A 15,106-nucleotide genomic window follows, 5' to 3' on the forward strand; every position below is an offset into this window, starting at 1 on the left:
ACACAACATTCCTGTTAAGATCAATTCTAACAGGAATTTTCTTTTTATATTTATCCTAAGAGGATAGAATATAGATTTTAGAGGGTAGAAAGTGAGGGAGATTTTTTAAGAATAAAGAATAAAGAATAAAGAATAAAGAATAAAGAATTTCAATTAAACAACAAACACCACACAACAAATGGCATCAATATTTACAAAAATAGTTAATGGTGAAATTCCATGTTACAAAGTTGCAGAAACGAAAGATTTTCTGGCGTTTTTAGATGTGAATCCCAATACACCTGGGCATACGCTTTGTATCCCTAAGATTGAAGTCGATCAACTTTTTGATTTGGATGAGAACACCTATGTCGGACTGATGGAGTTTTCAAGAAGCGTGGCTATTGCCATGAAAAAAGCAGTGCCTTGTTTACGTGTGGGGATGTCGGTTGTGGGATTGGAAGTGCCACATGTGCATGTGCATTTAATTCCGCTGCATACTATGGACGATATTCGTTTTACGAAGAAAGTTCAATTGGATAAGGGGGAGTTTGAAGCGCTAGCGAAAAGAATTTCCGACCGATTATAAAATCTAATTCTTAAAAAACCTCTAGGACCAAAACTGCTGAGGTTATTGCTATACCGACCAATACTGCAATTAAAATCCACGACAGTGTTTTCAGTTTTAATGAAGCAGGTTTTGGAGGTGTTGCCCGTTGTTGATAGTCAAAAACCCGCTCAATATCGTCGGTCCATCGTACCGGAAAAATCATGGTTTTACAAGTGTTACAAAAAAGAGAGTGTGACGTTTGTTTCGAAATGGCTTTATAGAAGGAATTTTCAATAAACCGTTGTTTAAAGGTCAATTGCAATCCGTCTTGGGAATAGCATTCCGGACAATTATTATTTAATTCGACCTCGCGCAGAGTGAAAAACCTTGGATCCATGGGCCAAATTTACGGAATTAATTTTAATGAGATTTGCATGGTGGTTCCTTTGTTTATTTCTGAATGAAGGACTTTTATTTTGCCGTTATGATAATCTTCAACAATTCGTTTGGCGAGCGATAGTCCCAAGCCCCAACCTCGTTTTTTACTGGTAAACCCAGGTTCAAATATTTTGTGAAATAAACTTTTTGGAATGCCTTTACCGGAGTCGGTTACCGTGATTCTAACATCTTTTTCGTTTTCAATGATGCTTACTTTTAATCCGCCTTTTCCTTTCATGGAATCAATCGCATTTTTTACTAAGTTTTCAATGGTCCAACTGTAAAGTTGGGTGTTTAAATCGACATAAATGGGATGTTCTGGCGCTTCAATTTTAAAATCAATTAAGGTGCTGGAACGCGCTTTTAAATACTCGTAGGATTCCACTGTTTCTTTGACAATATCCGCTTTTATGAGCGTTGGAATGGAGCCGATTTTGCTGAAGCGTTCGGTAATGGTCTGCAGCCGTGAAATGTCTTTTTCAATTTCTAAAAGATAAGAAGGATTGACATCTTCAGAGCGTAAAATCTCGGTCCAGCCTATCAATGACGATAGTGGAGTGCCAATTTGATGTGCCGTTTCTTTGGCCATTCCGGTCCATAGTTTGTTTTGTTCTGCAATTTTGGAGCTGCGATAAAAGAAATAAACCACCGCGGCAAATAGCACAATAATGAGCAATAAGGCTAGCGGGTAATATTTCAGTTTATTAATTAATGGTGAGTTGCCATAGTAAATGGTATAATAGATTTCTTTGTTATAATAGACGTCAATAGGATTGTTTTCACTTTTAAATTTTTCAATGAGATACTTTACGGTAACAGGATTTTTAATGGCTTTTTCATCAATATTATTATAAGTTCCTAAACTTCCATCTTTATAAATAGCTAGCATAGGCGTCGTATGGTTGCTGCTTAAGATTTTCAGGGTCAGATCGACGTTTTCATCGGTTTCAGATTTGAGGAGTTCAGATTGCGCAAATGACCAATTTTGCATTTTGATGCGCTCTTCGGCTTTAAAATTTTGAAAAAAGATATAGGTGTTCCATAAAATTAGCGAGATGATAATAAAAGACGAGGCTATAATTGTCCACCGTAAAATATGTCGGTTCATAGTGTAAGACATCATTTGTAATTTTAAATATACTTAAAGAATTCGCCAAATAGAAAATCTTTAAACTAAAATTTATTAAGCGTAACTTACCTAATGCAATAATGTTCATATTATTGTTTGATTCTTGTTCTAAATCATTTTTGTAGGTTTGACAATATGGTTACATTTGCATTTAATAATTTTTTGAGATGGTAAGTTTTGATCCTAAAGATCTGTCTACAGGTAAATTACATGGCTATTTGCTGAGTGCTGTAGCACCGCGCCCGATTGCCTTTGCAAGTACTATGGATGTTGATGGGAATCCGAATTTATCGCCTTTTAGTTTTTTTAATGTGTTCAGTGCGAATCCGCCAATACTGATTTTTTCTCCTGCAAGACGGGTAAGAGACAACAGTGTAAAACACACTTTGGAAAACGTGGAAGCAACTAGGGAAGTAGTCATTAATATTGTGAATTATGATCTCGTTCATCAAGCCTCTTTAAGTAGCACAGAATACGAGAAAGGGATTAATGAATTTCATAAAGCTGGTTTGACCATGTTAAAATCAGATCTTATTAAGCCGTTTAGAGTTGCGGAATCGCCTATTCAAATGGAGTGTAAGGTCAATGAAATTATTAAATTAGGAACTGAAGGTGGTGCGGGAAACTTAATCATTTGCGAAGTCATAAAATTGCATATTTCTGAAGATGTTTTGGATAGTAATCAGGTCATCGACCAAGAAAAATTGGATTTGGTGGCAAGGGCTGGTGGCGATTTTTATAGTCGAGCAAAAACGGGCTTTTTCGAAGTTCCAAAGCCGTTACAAACACGAGGTATTGGTATTGATGCGATGCCTGATGCGATTAAAAATAGTATGATTTTTACGGGCAATGATTTAGGGATGTTAGGTAATATTGAAACCTTACCAACGGCCGAGACGGTTGCAGAATTTGTTAAAAATATGAGTGAGCATCATGCCGATATTAATGAGATGACACATCGCCAAAAACAAAAAATGGCCAGAAACTATCTGAGTTATGGAGATGTGGACAGTGCTTGGAAATTGCTGCTTTCGTAAAATAAGAAATGCGAAGAATTAGAAAATAGTAATAAGAATAGAAAATAGTAATATTAAATAATTAGTCAAATGGAAGTACAAGGAAAAGTCAAAATGATAGGAGAAACTCAAACTGTTGGAAGTGGTGGGTTCAGAAAAAGAGAGTTGGTAGTGACTACTGAAGAGCAATATCCGCAACATATTATGGTTGAGTTCGTACAGGATAAAACAGATTTGTTAAATAGCTATCACATTGGTCAAAATGTGAAAGTGAGCATCAATTTGAGAGGAAGAGAGTGGATCAATCCACAAGGCGAAACTAAATATTTTAACTCTATCCAAGGATGGCGAATTGAAAGTGCACAAGATGCTACTTCTGGTGGTGTGCCTCCAGCAGCTCCTGCACAACCGTTTGCCGCAGCAAGCGATTTAAACCAGGACGATCACGACGATCTACCATTTTAATTAGTCTTTCCGCGAAGGTGGAAATCTCATAAATTAACCTCAATGTGGCAAGCATTGGGGTTTTTTTGTCATATTCAGCCTTTAAAAATACACGAGAAATGTTTTTACTTACAGATAAGTTAGAGTTTCCAAACCAAAACCAAGCCACTTCAGAGGGTTTGTTGGCTGTAGGTGGCGACTTGTCTGCCGAGCGATTGCTTTTGGCCTATCAAAACGGCATTTTTCCATGGTTCAATAGCGATGAAGATTTGATTTTGTGGTGGACGCCAGATCCCAGATTTGTCTTATTTCCTGACCGATTAAAAGTCTCGAAAAGCATGGCTCAGGTACTTCGCAATAAAGATTTTACCGTTACGGTTAATAATGATTTCGAGTCTGTGATTGCCGAATGTTCCAGAGCAAAGCGATCAGGAGAGGCAGGTACGTGGATTACACAGGAGATGATCAAAGCCTACACCGAGCTTCATCAATTAGGATATGCGAAATCTGTGGAGGTGTGGCAAAATGAGAAACTGGTTGGTGGCTTTTATGGTATTGATTTGGGCAACGGCGTGTTTTGTGGCGAAAGTATGTTTGCCAAAGTCAGCAATGCGAGCAAGGTGGCTTTTATCAGTTTTATTCAACACACTCATTATAGAATTATCGATTGCCAAGTGTACACCAAGCATTTGGATAGTTTGGGTGCTGAGGAAATTCGACGTGATGAGTTTTTAAGTTATCTCCAAAAAAACTCCAAATTTTAAAAATCCAAATTTCAAATCCTGGCCAAATTGTTGGAATTTGGAATTTGATTTTTTGAGCATTGAGTTTCTTTAAACTTCATTATATCTAAAACAATCCACTTCATGGTCGTTAACCATACCTACAGCCTGCATATTGGCATAAATGACCGTTGATCCCACAAATTTAAAGCCTCGTTTTTTTAAATCTTTGCTGATGATATCACTTAGCGCAGTTGTTGGAGGGGCTTCTTTATAATTCTTGACCTTGTTTTTGATCGGTTTGCCATCTATAAATCCCCATAGATAATTGGAAAAGGAACCAAATTCCTCCTGAACTGTCATAAATGCTACGGCATTGTTAATTGCGGACTGAATTTTCAACTTATTTCTAATAATTCCTGCATCTTGAAGTAAACTGTCAATTTTATCTTGTTTGTATTGCGCTATCTTTTTATAATCAAACTGGTCAAAGGCTGCTTTGAAATTTTCGCGCTTTCTTAAAATGGTAATCCAGCTTAACCCTGCCTGGAAGGTTTCTAAAAGCAAAAACTCGAAAAGTATAGCATCATCTTTTACTGGAACACCCCATTCAATGTCGTGATATTGCTCATAAAGCGCATCGCCTTTGCACCAACCACAGCGTTGTTTTTCCATTTTTTTAGAGATATCAGTTTGAACTACTAATGTAACAACTGTTACCCAATATCATGTAAAATTGGGTTAAATTTGCAAAAAATTATAATTATGCATACGATTACACACAACGAAATAAAAAGCATCATAAAAGAAGGCTTAAACAATAGTATGTCTTACCAAGATTACCGATTGTTAATGACGGAATTAGTGGCTACAAAATCCACTACAGGATTGGATAAAAGCGAAGAGATGGTGGCTTATACGGCGTTAAACGAGCAGCGGATGAAGCGTTGGGATAAGACCATCAAAGTATCGGCTGAAGCTCAGGAAAAAATTGCAGCATTTAAAGGCGATATTACTTGGTTACTGCTTACTGAAAGCTGGTGTGGCGATGCGGCACATGTTACTCCTGTAATCAATAAAGCTGCCGAGCTCAACCCAAATATTAAGCTGAGATTGGTATTGCGTGATGAAAATGATGCAATTATGCAGCAATTTTTGACTAATGGAGGAAAATCGATTCCGAAGTTGATCATGATTGATAATACGTCAGGTGAAGTTTTGAATACTTTTGGGCCCAGACCAAATGTTGCTACTTCGCTGGTTAAAGATTATATCACGAAACATGGTGCCGTAACCGATGAATTGAAGGAGAACTTGCAAATGTGGTACAATAAAGATAAAGGTCAAAGTACCATTGCCGATTTGTTGTTGCTTTTGGGAGTAGTTTAGAAAGATTTATTTCTTTCCTTTAAAATAATAGGTAATAGAACCTATTTGCTTGATTTTGGAAGCATCAGGACTAAATCGCGCCTCGTTGGCATATTGAAGGGCACTTTCAGTTAAACAAGCATTTTTTGAGTTGGAGGAGCTGTTGACGTAAGCCTCAGTGACTTCGCCTAAAGCATTTACGGAAATGTTGATCACGATTTTTCCACCTTCTTCACATAAATAAACTGGCGGCGGTAAATATTTATCCTTGCGATTAACCAAGCTATAGGATACGCTACTATTGGTATTAACTGCAGAGTTGTTTGTTAAATTATTGGTGGAATTGTTGCCGTTTGATTTGGCTGCCTGTCGCTTTTCAGCAGATCGCATGGCAATTACATTATTGATTTTACTGTAGGAAGACAGTTCATTTTCATTTAACGAATAATCCTGAGCAGCCGGGGTATTTTGAACATCTGATACTTCTTCTGGAGTTTCAGTAACTTCGGTTTCTGTTTTTTTAGCGTTTTTGTCGAAATCATCAGAACTCACAGACTTGAAGTTCTTCATCATTTCTTTAAATTCATTCTCCGAATTATAGGCTTTATTGGTTTCTGAAATATTAGGGTCCGTCATGGCTAACGCTTCTAATATTTTTTGTTCTTCAGGGGTTAAGGCCGGAGGCAATTCATAATAACTTTCGGTAACCATTTCCGCGTGCTTTTTGATGCCCACAGCAAACAGCGCAAGCACAAGTGTACCGCTGATTAATGCGGTAATGATAAAGGCCTTATGTTTTTCTACAAATTCCAAAAAAAATAGATTTCAATAAATTTCAATGTAATGTGCATGAATATACGTCAAAGTAAGTGAAAAAGTTTAAAACAACATAAACTCTGGGGATATAGATGCACTTTACATATTTCTTCCTCCTTATAACCAAATCCTTTTCTACTGAAATTGGGTGTGTTAACGATGGGATTAAAGGGTTTGACCAGGAATAATTGTGAATTATTTTGGTTTTTGCATATTTAAATTTTTCGAAATATGAGAGAATCTTAGAAAGAGTTGGATGAAGTCATTATGAATAGCTATTTATGGAATGTTAATGCATTTTTGGTAAAATTTTCAAAAGCTTTTTTGGATCTTGTCGATTATCCCAAAAAGCAGAAATAATTATTTGGTCGTTCGTTACTTTGTAATAAATACTATAATTTCCTATTGAAGCTATTCTTACATTTTTAAAATCAGTCGCTTTGTAGATAAATGGTTTTTCAGCGATTTGCTCCGTTCTTTGGATAACTAATTTCAAAAGCTTCTTTGATTAGAAGTTCGATTCATTTCTCTTGACCCAATATTCCAAAATCCCGACCAACTGTATGTCGGCTGTTCTCGTCCAAACTACATTGCGTTTAGCCATTCAGTATTTCGTTTCTCCATAGCTTCTTGGGAAATCAATTTACCATTCTTGATATCCTCTTCGCTCATTTCCAACATGGTTTTTTGCTCGTCAGTTAACGCTACGATTTCTGATTCAGAAGTGCTTGAGGTAATTAATTTATCTATAGCTTTCAGAAGGTCTTTGTTCTTAACGGATAGAATTTTGTCTATTAATTGGTTTCTTATTTTATCAATAGCTTCCATTATTTATTCCTTTTATAATATTAAATATCCGAAATCTTGTTGATTTTTCCTAATGCCGCAGGACATAAATATATGCGTCTAACTAAGAGAAAAGCTTAAATAGTATGAGTTTTAGAAAGACTGAAACACTTGAAAGACTTTCTTTCTTTAGATAAAAGTAAAGTATTAAAAATTATTCTGAAGGAAGTGCTTTAATGAAATTTTCAATAGATACTGCATTCTCAACATCAAAATCGCCGATTTTAGTGCGTCGTAAAGCCGATAAATGAGCGCCAGAATGAAGTGCTTGCCCAAAATCATGGGCTAAGGATCTAATATAAGTGCCTTTGCTGCAAATCACTCTGAAATGAACTTCTAAGTTAACTATTCGTGTGATTTCAAACTCTGAAATATGCACTTGTCTGGACGGAATATCGACGGCTTCGCCAGCGCGTGCAAATTCGTACAGGCGTTTGCCATCTTTTTTAAGTGCTGAAAATACGGGTGGGAATTGTGAAATCTCGCCAATAAATTGTGCTGTTGCGTTGCGGATCAATTCGTCCGTAAGATGTTCGGTTGGGTAAGTTTGATCAATTTCAGTTTCAAGATCATAAGAAGGTGTCGTGCCTCCTAAAACAAAAGTACCTGTGTATTCCTTGATTTGCGCCTGAAAACTATCAATGTTTTTGGTCATTTTGCCCGTGCAAATCACTAATAAGCCTGTCGCCAACGGATCTAAAGTACCAGCATGTCCAACTTTAATCTTTTTGATTTTATGGGCGCGACGTATTTCCCAACGCAATTTGTTCACTGCTTGAAAAGAGGTCCAATGCAAAGGTTTGTCAATTAAGAGAACTTTTCCTTCCTGAAAATCTTCTGCTTTAATCATTGGTAGAGTGTTGTGTCATGGTTATTTCTGAAATATTTTGATTCTGAATTTCGTTATTTGGAACGTTCCAGAAATACACCAATAAAACGAGGCCAATCACAATTCGGTACCAGCCCCAAGCTTTAAACCCAAATTTAGTTAACACAGCAATGAAAAATTTTATAGCAATCATGGCAACAACAAATGCAACCACATTTCCAAGTACAAACAGCATGATGTGATATTGATCTTGCAAAATCATTTCGTAGCCTTTCATTTCATTTGTGGTTCCTTTTCCCCAAGTTTTTACAAATATGGAATATACGGTTACGGCTGCCATTGTTGGTACAGCTAAGAAAAATGAAAATTCGGCCGAAGCTTTTCTACTCAATCCTTGCGACATTCCGCCAATAATTGATGCTGCCGAACGGCTTGTTCCAGGCATCATGGCTAAACATTGCCAAAAACCGATGACCAGTGCTTTTTTAATAGGGATGTCTTTTTCGTCTAAAATTTTTGGATTTTGAAACCATTTATCTGCAAAGATCAATACGATGCCTCCCAAAATCAATACGCTCGAAATGGCAATTTGATTTCCTAAAACCGATTCGATGGCATCATCAAATAAATAACCTAAAACCAATGCAGGAAGTACTGCAATAACTAATTTGAGATAAAAATTGAGATTGGAAAAATCGAAGAACTTCTTCCAGTATAAAACAACCACCGATAAAATGGCGCCAAACTGGATAGAAACCTGAAACATTTTTAAAAACTCCCCTTCAGGTAAACCCATTAAAGCTGCCGTAAAACCCATGTGCGCCGTAGAAGAAATAGGTAAATATTCGGTAAGACCTTCAATAATGGCCAAAATAATGGCGTCAAGTAAATTCATAGGTGGGTAAACTTTTAATATTCAAGCACCAAATTCCAGAAATCGGGAATGAGTGAGAGTTGGAATTTGGAATTTAAGATTTGGATTTCGCGTCCTTATTCGGGTTGAGTAAAATAGCATAGACTTGAACGCCAAAACCAATTAGCACTAAAGTTGGTGCTAAACGGATACGTCTCCAGCTAAAGATATCCGGGTTGAATACATTAGGATCGTCACTACCACCACCGGACATTAATATGAATCCGAGTGCAATAATGCCCAAGCCAATAAGCATAAACTTGTAATTTTTTCTTCCGAAAATGAAGTTGTTGTTAGCGCTTTCCTTACGTTTTTTTTCTCCCATGACAATTGAAATTTTCAATAGGTTGCAAATTAACGGATTTATTTAAACCTTTCTGTTAATTGTATCTAAATACTTCGGATTTGCTGAGGAATTTGAAAAAGCTAATAGCGTTTCGATTTAATTATTTCTCATGACTTGAAAGCCTATAGATGGTTGTTGAGAGATCCATCTAAAATCGTATAAAAACTACTGTGTTTCTTAATTATTAGCAATCAAGTCTTGGTTCTTGATTCTAAAAGCGAAGCGGTCCTGAATCTATATTAATAATACAAAGCATCCGTCTTCAAATTCAAGAAACGTTGTGTCGCAATAAAGGTGCTGACCCAAGTAATAAGAATTCCCAAAAGAAAAATGACAGCAAACAAACCGGCAATTAAAATGGGGTTGGCGAGTAATTCCAATTCCACAAAGCTTTGATCAAGATAATAGACTACAATGCCCATTCCAATAACAGCGATAATGGCGCCAATAATTCCCAATTTCACACTTTGAAATACAAAAGGCCTGCGGATAAATGTTTTGGTCGCACCCACCATTTGCATCGTTTTGATGATGAAACGTTTGGAATAAACTGCTAGTCGGATAGAACTGTTGATTAATAAAACGGCAATCAATGTGAAAATCCCACTAATGACCAATACCCAAAACGTGATTTTTTTAACGTTGTCATTCATTAATTCCACTAAATCATTGTCATAGCGAATTTCTTCAATAAACTTTTTATTGGACAATTCCTCGGTTATGGCGGCCAAGGTTTCAGTCGTCACGAAATCGGCTTTCAAATGCACGTCAATCGAATTCTGCAAGGGATTATAGCCGACAAAATCCATGAAATCCTCGCCAGTTTCCGCTTTCATTGATTCGGCTGCGGCTTCTTTTGATACATATTCGGTGCTTTTAGTGTATTCAGCCATGGCCAGACTTTTTTCTAGCTGGTTCACTTCAACTTCTTTTGCGGAATCGTTTAAATAAATAGTCACGACTACCTGTTCCTTGAAATGGTCGGCCACCTTTTTAGCATTTAAAACCAAAAGTCCCAAACAGCCCAATAAAAAAAGGACCAAAGCGATACTAATAACCACTGAAAAGTACGACGAAATTAATCTCCGTTTTTGATATCTGTCAAAAGATGAACTCATAAAATTTTAGTTGAAGCTGTAAAAATATGAAAGAAATCTATTCCCTTAGGGTTTACAACGTTTAAATTTCAATAGTGTTATAATAAGTTTAAATTTGCGGTCTGAATAATGTTCTCGCAAAGACGCTATGTTATTCTTCTTAAAATAAGCTTTGCGCCTCTGCGGCTCTGCGAGATATCAACGATACCAAGTTTTATGAATTACCATTTCAACGAGATAGAAAAAAAATGGCAAGACTATTGGGCCAAAAACCAAACGTTCAAAGCCGAAAATAATAGTACGCTACCAAAATATTATGTGCTCGATATGTTTCCTTACCCAAGTGGGGCAGGACTTCATGTGGGACATCCGTTAGGATATATTGCAAGCGATATTTATGCGCGCTACAAACGCCATAAAGGCTTTAATGTATTGCATCCACAAGGTTATGACAGTTTTGGTTTGCCTGCGGAACAATATGCTATTCAAACAGGACAACATCCAGCTTTGACTACGGAAGAAAATATCAAAACCTATCGCCGACAGTTGGATCAAATTGGATTTTCATTTGATTGGAGCAGGGAAGTGCGTACTTCTGATCCGTCTTATTACAAATGGACCCAATGGATTTTCATCCAATTGTTTGAATCTTGGTATAATAACGATACGAATAAAGCAGAGTCCATTGAAACTTTGACAGCTCTTTTTGCTTCAGAAGGCAATAAAAACGTCAATGCTGTTTGTGATGATCATATCGAAACCTTTTCAGCATCCGATTGGAATGCGTTTTCTTCAGAAAAAAAACAAGAAATTCTTTTAAAATACAGACTGACTTATTTAGCAGAAACTGAAGTCAATTGGTGTCCAGCATTAGGAACCGTTTTGGCGAATGACGAGATTGTGAACGGTGTTTCAGAACGTGGAGGTCATCCGGTGGTCAGAAAAAAAATGACCCAATGGAGCATGCGAATTTCTGCATATGCGGAGCGTTTGCTTCAAGGTTTGGATACTATCGATTGGACAGAATCTTTAAAAGAAAGTCAGCGCAACTGGATTGGAAAATCGGTTGGAGCTCATGTGGAGTTCAGAGTTCAGAGTTCAGAGTTCAGAGTTTCTGTGTTTACGACAAGACCTGACACCATTTTCGGTGTGTCGTTTATGACTTTAGCGCCAGAACATGACTTAGTATCTAAAATTACAACTTCTGAACAAAAACAAGAAGTAGAAGCCTACATTCAAGCCACTGCAAAACGTAGCGAACGCGACCGCATGTCCGACGTCAAAAAGATTTCTGGTGCATTTACTGGCGCTTATGCAGAACATCCTTTTACAAAAGAGGCAATTCCGATTTGGATTGGGGATTACGTATTGGCTGGTTACGGAACAGGCGCAGTGATGTCAGTTCCTTGTGGCGACCAACGCGATTATGACTTTGCAAAACACTTTAATATTCCGATTCCTAATATTTTTGAAGGAGTTGACATTTCAGAGGAAGCCTACGTTTCAAAAGATAATGTGATCATTGCGAACTCTGATTTTCTTAACGGATTAAGTTATAATGAAGCTACCAAAAAAGTCATTTCTGAACTTGAAAAATTAAATCAAGGTGAAGGTAAAACCAATTACCGTTTGCGTGATGCTGTTTTTTCGCGCCAGCGTTATTGGGGCGAGCCATTCCCGGTTTATTATGTGAACGGCATGCCGCAAATGATTGATAAAAAACATTTGCCTATCCGCTTGCCAGAAGTCGAAAAATATTTGCCAACCGAAACCGGCGAGCCACCTTTAGGTCGTGCCGATGTTTGGGCTTGGGACACAGAGCAGTGTGCAGTGGTCAGTAATCAGTTGATTGATAATAAAACAGTATTTGCTTTAGAATTAAATACGATGCCAGGTTGGGCCGGTAGTTCTTGGTATTTCTTCCGATATATGGACGCTCATAATGATGAGGCTTTTGCAAGTGAAGAATCTTTGAGTTATTGGAAAGACGTCGATTTATACATTGGCGGAAGTGAACATGCTACAGGCCATTTGCTTTATTCTCGTTTTTGGGTCAAATTCCTAAAAGATAGAGGATTTGTAAGTGTTGAAGAACCTTTTAAAAAGCTGATCAACCAAGGAATGATTTTGGGGACGAGTGCTTTGGTATATCGTATTGAAGGTACACAGAAGTTTGTGTCAAAAAATCTAATTGGAGATTATAAAGTCCAAGAAATTCATGTGGATGTGAATTTTGTGAATGCGTCTGATGAAATGGATATTGAAGCTTTTAAAGTATGGCGATCAGATTTTGAGTCTGCTGAGTTTATCTTAGAAGATGGTAAGTACATTGTAGGTCGTGAAGTCGATAAAATGTCGAAATCCAAATACAACGTCGTCAATCCAGATTCCATTTGTGAGCAATATGGCGCGGATAGTTTAAGACTTTATGAAATGTTCCTTGGGCCATTAGAACAAGCTAAACCTTGGAATACGGCAGGAATTACAGGCGTTAACGGTTTTCTTAAGAAACTTTGGAAATTGTATGTGGGAGATAACGGTTTAAATGTTACCGATTCGGAACCAACCCCAGATAATTTAAAAACACTTCATAAAACTATTAAAAAAGTTGAAGAAGACATTGAGAACTTCTCATTTAACACCTCAGTTTCTACGTTTATGATCGCCGTCAACGAATTGACGGCTCAGAAATGTACGAGTAAGGCAATTTTGGAACCTTTCTTGGTTTTATTGTCGCCTTATGCACCACATATTACAGAAGAATTATGGAGCCAATTAGGACATGACGAATCGATTTCACGGGCATCGTTCCCTGAATTTGATGCGAGTCATTTGGTAGAAAGTACTAAGAATTATCCAATCTCATTTAACGGGAAAATGAAATTTACCTTAGAGTTGCCGATGGATCTGAGTGCAGCTGAAATCGAAAAAGCTGTGATGGCTCACGAGAAAACCATGGCGCATTTGGAAGGGCGCACGCCTAAAAAGGTGATTATTGTGCCTGGTAAAATTGTGAATATTGTTGGGTAGAAAATCCTAAGAAATTCTCCTGCTTGGTGGTCATTGAGCCTGTCGAAATGAAGGGGGAGTGGCTTCTGTTTCCGAAAAGAAATAGAAGACGAGGTGGTATATCTTTCGTTTCAGGCTTTGAAAGTCGACACTTTTAATAAGAAGAATTATCAAAACAACTGACAAAATTTCATTAGGTCAAATTGGCTTAGTTTTTGTTATATTAGATTGAATTTAAAATAAGAATAAACATGGGTGGAACAGGAATGATGGGTTATTGGATCTTGATTGGTGGTATTGCACTAGTCAGTTGGTTGGTAAGCAATCAATTAAAAAGCAAATTCAAAAAATACTCACAAGTCCATTTAAGAAATGGCATGAGCGGAAAGGAAATCGCTGAAAAAATGTTGGCCGATAATGGGATTCGTGATGTGGAAGTGATTTCCGTAAAAGGGCAATTGACGGACCATTACAATCCAAAAAATAAAACTGTTAACTTAAGTGAAGCTGTTTATGATCAGCGTAATGCGGCTGCGGCTGCAGTTGCTGCTCATGAATGTGGCCATGCCGTACAGCACGCGCAAGCTTATGCTGCTTTAAAAATGCGTTCAGCATTGGTGCCTGTGGTGAGTGTGACTTCAGGCATGTCACAATGGTTAGTGATTGGTGGTTTGGTTTTAGGTGCCGCTGCAGGTGCTGGATTTGGCTACTATATTGCTGTCGCAGGACTGGTATTTATGGGGTTTGCAACGGTGTTCAGCTTAATCACCTTACCTGTTGAATATGATGCCAGTAACAGGGCATTAGCTTGGTTAAAAGGCAAAAATATGCTGACTCCAGAAGAATATGCCGGATCAGAAGATGCGCTTAAATGGGCTGCCAGAACCTATTTGGTGGCTGCAATTGGTGCTTTAGCTTCTTTGCTATATTGGGCAATGCAAGTCTTTGGCGGAAGAGATTAATTTTATAATATTATATTAGAAAAGGACCGAACACAAATTTTTGTTGTTCGGTCAATTTATTCTTCTATTTTTAACCTTTAACTAAATGCCTTAATTTATGGAACAACCTACTGAAAACCATTTTAACAGTTTTGATGCAAAACTATTGGTGCAGGCCACGGATGCTGAGCGTGTGGATTTTTACAAAAAAACTTATGGACACGTCGCAGGAGGTGTTTTAATGTTCATCATTTTTGAATACTTGTTGCTGCAAAGTGAAACCATTGTCAGTTTTATGATGTCAATGACTCAAGGCTATAAATGGTTAATTATGTTAGGAGGCTTCATGTTCATTACCAGTTATGCAGAGCGAATGACCATGAAATCACAAGATAAGAACAAACAATATTTGGCTTTTGGATTATATGTTTTGGCCCAAGCCTTAATTTTTGTGCCTTTAATATACATTGCAGCATTTTATATGGATTCAGGTCCAGAGATCTTGAATCAAGCAGCTATTGTGACCTTAGCTTTGTTTACAGGTTTATCTGCCGTTGTATTTATGACTAAAAAGGATTTTTCATTCCTTAAAACAGGTTTGACCGTTGGCTTTTTTATCGCTATAGGATTAATTATTGCGGGAACCTTATTCGGATTTAACTT

The 15,106-nt window shown here is 37.3% G+C and carries 18 protein-coding genes; 8 read left to right on the forward strand and 10 right to left on the reverse strand.

Going from position 1 to position 15,106, the window contains the following annotated elements:
* The first annotated feature begins 178 nt into the window (after nucleotides 1-178).
* The gene (locus tag ACOH2D_RS02110) at nucleotides 179-568 is read left to right on the forward strand and encodes an HIT family protein (protein WP_449534242.1); all 390 of its coding nucleotides are present in this window, start codon (nucleotides 179-181) and stop codon (nucleotides 566-568) included.
* Between the two features lie 10 nt (nucleotides 569-578).
* Here ACOH2D_RS02110 and ACOH2D_RS02115 read toward each other — a convergent pair whose 3' ends face one another.
* Nucleotides 579-752 carry a hypothetical protein gene (locus ACOH2D_RS02115; RefSeq protein ID WP_449534243.1) on the reverse strand — a complete coding sequence of 58 codons (174 nt, stop codon included), beginning with the start codon at nucleotides 750-752 and terminating at the stop codon, nucleotides 579-581.
* 183 nt (nucleotides 753-935) lie between these two features.
* Nucleotides 936-2,087 (reverse strand): sensor histidine kinase, encoded by a 1,152-nt coding sequence (locus tag ACOH2D_RS02120; protein WP_348039049.1) that lies wholly within the window; start codon nucleotides 2,085-2,087, stop codon nucleotides 936-938.
* A gap of 176 nt (nucleotides 2,088-2,263) precedes the next feature.
* Here ACOH2D_RS02120 and ACOH2D_RS02125 point away from each other — a divergent pair, with 176 nt between their 5' ends.
* The 3 genes from ACOH2D_RS02125 (at nucleotide 2,264) to aat (ending at nucleotide 4,320) form a co-directional block, all read left to right on the forward strand.
* Nucleotides 2,264-3,133 carry a flavin reductase family protein gene (locus ACOH2D_RS02125; protein ID WP_348038989.1) on the forward strand — a complete coding sequence of 290 codons (870 nt, stop codon included), beginning with the start codon at nucleotides 2,264-2,266 and terminating at the stop codon, nucleotides 3,131-3,133.
* A gap of 69 nt (nucleotides 3,134-3,202) precedes the next feature.
* Complete coding sequence (locus ACOH2D_RS02130; protein ID WP_348038991.1) at nucleotides 3,203-3,577, forward strand: DUF3127 domain-containing protein; 375 nt, start codon at nucleotides 3,203-3,205, stop codon at nucleotides 3,575-3,577.
* A 98-nt stretch (nucleotides 3,578-3,675) separates the two neighbouring features.
* Nucleotides 3,676-4,320 carry a leucyl/phenylalanyl-tRNA--protein transferase gene (aat, locus tag ACOH2D_RS02135; protein WP_348038993.1) on the forward strand — a complete coding sequence of 215 codons (645 nt, stop codon included), beginning with the start codon at nucleotides 3,676-3,678 and terminating at the stop codon, nucleotides 4,318-4,320.
* 69 nt (nucleotides 4,321-4,389) lie between these two features.
* On the opposite strand, the gene ACOH2D_RS02140 is transcribed toward aat, so the two are convergent.
* On the reverse strand, nucleotides 4,390-4,953 hold the full coding sequence (locus tag ACOH2D_RS02140; protein WP_449534244.1) for a DNA-3-methyladenine glycosylase I: 564 nt from the start codon (nucleotides 4,951-4,953) through the stop codon (nucleotides 4,390-4,392).
* A 90-nt stretch (nucleotides 4,954-5,043) separates the two neighbouring features.
* Here ACOH2D_RS02140 and ACOH2D_RS02145 point away from each other — a divergent pair, with 90 nt between their 5' ends.
* Nucleotides 5,044-5,667, forward strand: a complete 624-nt coding sequence (locus ACOH2D_RS02145; protein WP_348038997.1) for a thioredoxin family protein — start codon at nucleotides 5,044-5,046, stop codon at nucleotides 5,665-5,667.
* A 6-nt stretch (nucleotides 5,668-5,673) separates the two neighbouring features.
* Here the strand turns inward: ACOH2D_RS02145 and ACOH2D_RS02150 are convergent, their stop codons facing one another.
* From ACOH2D_RS02150 to ACOH2D_RS02180, 7 genes are all read right to left on the reverse strand, one after another.
* Nucleotides 5,674-6,459 carry a TonB family protein gene (locus tag ACOH2D_RS02150; protein ID WP_449534245.1) on the reverse strand — a complete coding sequence of 262 codons (786 nt, stop codon included), beginning with the start codon at nucleotides 6,457-6,459 and terminating at the stop codon, nucleotides 5,674-5,676.
* A gap of 292 nt (nucleotides 6,460-6,751) precedes the next feature.
* Nucleotides 6,752-6,958: a type II toxin-antitoxin system RelE/ParE family toxin gene (locus ACOH2D_RS02155; protein WP_348039001.1), complete on the reverse strand. Its 207-nt coding sequence runs from the start codon at nucleotides 6,956-6,958 to the stop codon at nucleotides 6,752-6,754.
* Nucleotides 6,959-7,047: 89 nt separating this feature from the next.
* On the reverse strand, nucleotides 7,048-7,290 hold the full coding sequence (locus ACOH2D_RS02160) for a hypothetical protein (protein ID WP_348039003.1): 243 nt from the start codon (nucleotides 7,288-7,290) through the stop codon (nucleotides 7,048-7,050).
* 172 nt (nucleotides 7,291-7,462) lie between these two features.
* On the reverse strand, nucleotides 7,463-8,158 hold the full coding sequence (truB, locus tag ACOH2D_RS02165; protein ID WP_449534246.1) for a tRNA pseudouridine(55) synthase TruB: 696 nt from the start codon (nucleotides 8,156-8,158) through the stop codon (nucleotides 7,463-7,465).
* A complete protein-coding gene (locus tag ACOH2D_RS02170) occupies nucleotides 8,151-9,032 on the reverse strand; it encodes an undecaprenyl-diphosphate phosphatase (protein WP_449534247.1) in 882 nt (293 codons plus the stop codon). The genes truB and ACOH2D_RS02170 overlap by 8 nt, the downstream gene beginning before the upstream one ends.
* Nucleotides 9,033-9,105: 73 nt before the next feature.
* Nucleotides 9,106-9,375: a DUF3098 domain-containing protein gene (locus ACOH2D_RS02175; protein WP_449534248.1), complete on the reverse strand. Its 270-nt coding sequence runs from the start codon at nucleotides 9,373-9,375 to the stop codon at nucleotides 9,106-9,108.
* 260 nt (nucleotides 9,376-9,635) lie between these two features.
* Nucleotides 9,636-10,514 (reverse strand): cell division protein FtsX, encoded by an 879-nt coding sequence (locus ACOH2D_RS02180; RefSeq protein ID WP_348039011.1) that lies wholly within the window; start codon nucleotides 10,512-10,514, stop codon nucleotides 9,636-9,638.
* Between the two features lie 195 nt (nucleotides 10,515-10,709).
* On the opposite strand from ACOH2D_RS02180, the gene leuS reads away from it, so the two are divergent.
* From leuS to ACOH2D_RS02195, 3 genes are all read left to right on the forward strand, one after another.
* Complete coding sequence (leuS, locus tag ACOH2D_RS02185; RefSeq protein ID WP_449534249.1) at nucleotides 10,710-13,523, forward strand: leucine--tRNA ligase; 2,814 nt, start codon at nucleotides 10,710-10,712, stop codon at nucleotides 13,521-13,523.
* A 245-nt stretch (nucleotides 13,524-13,768) separates the two neighbouring features.
* Entirely contained in the window at nucleotides 13,769-14,464 is a 696-nt protein-coding gene (locus ACOH2D_RS02190) for a zinc metallopeptidase (protein WP_348039051.1), read from the forward strand.
* 97 nt (nucleotides 14,465-14,561) lie between these two features.
* On the forward strand, nucleotides 14,562-15,106 hold a 545-nt coding region (locus ACOH2D_RS02195), incomplete at its 3' end, for a Bax inhibitor-1/YccA family protein (RefSeq protein ID WP_449534250.1).

Source organism: Gelidibacter sp. (genome assembly GCF_053579655.1).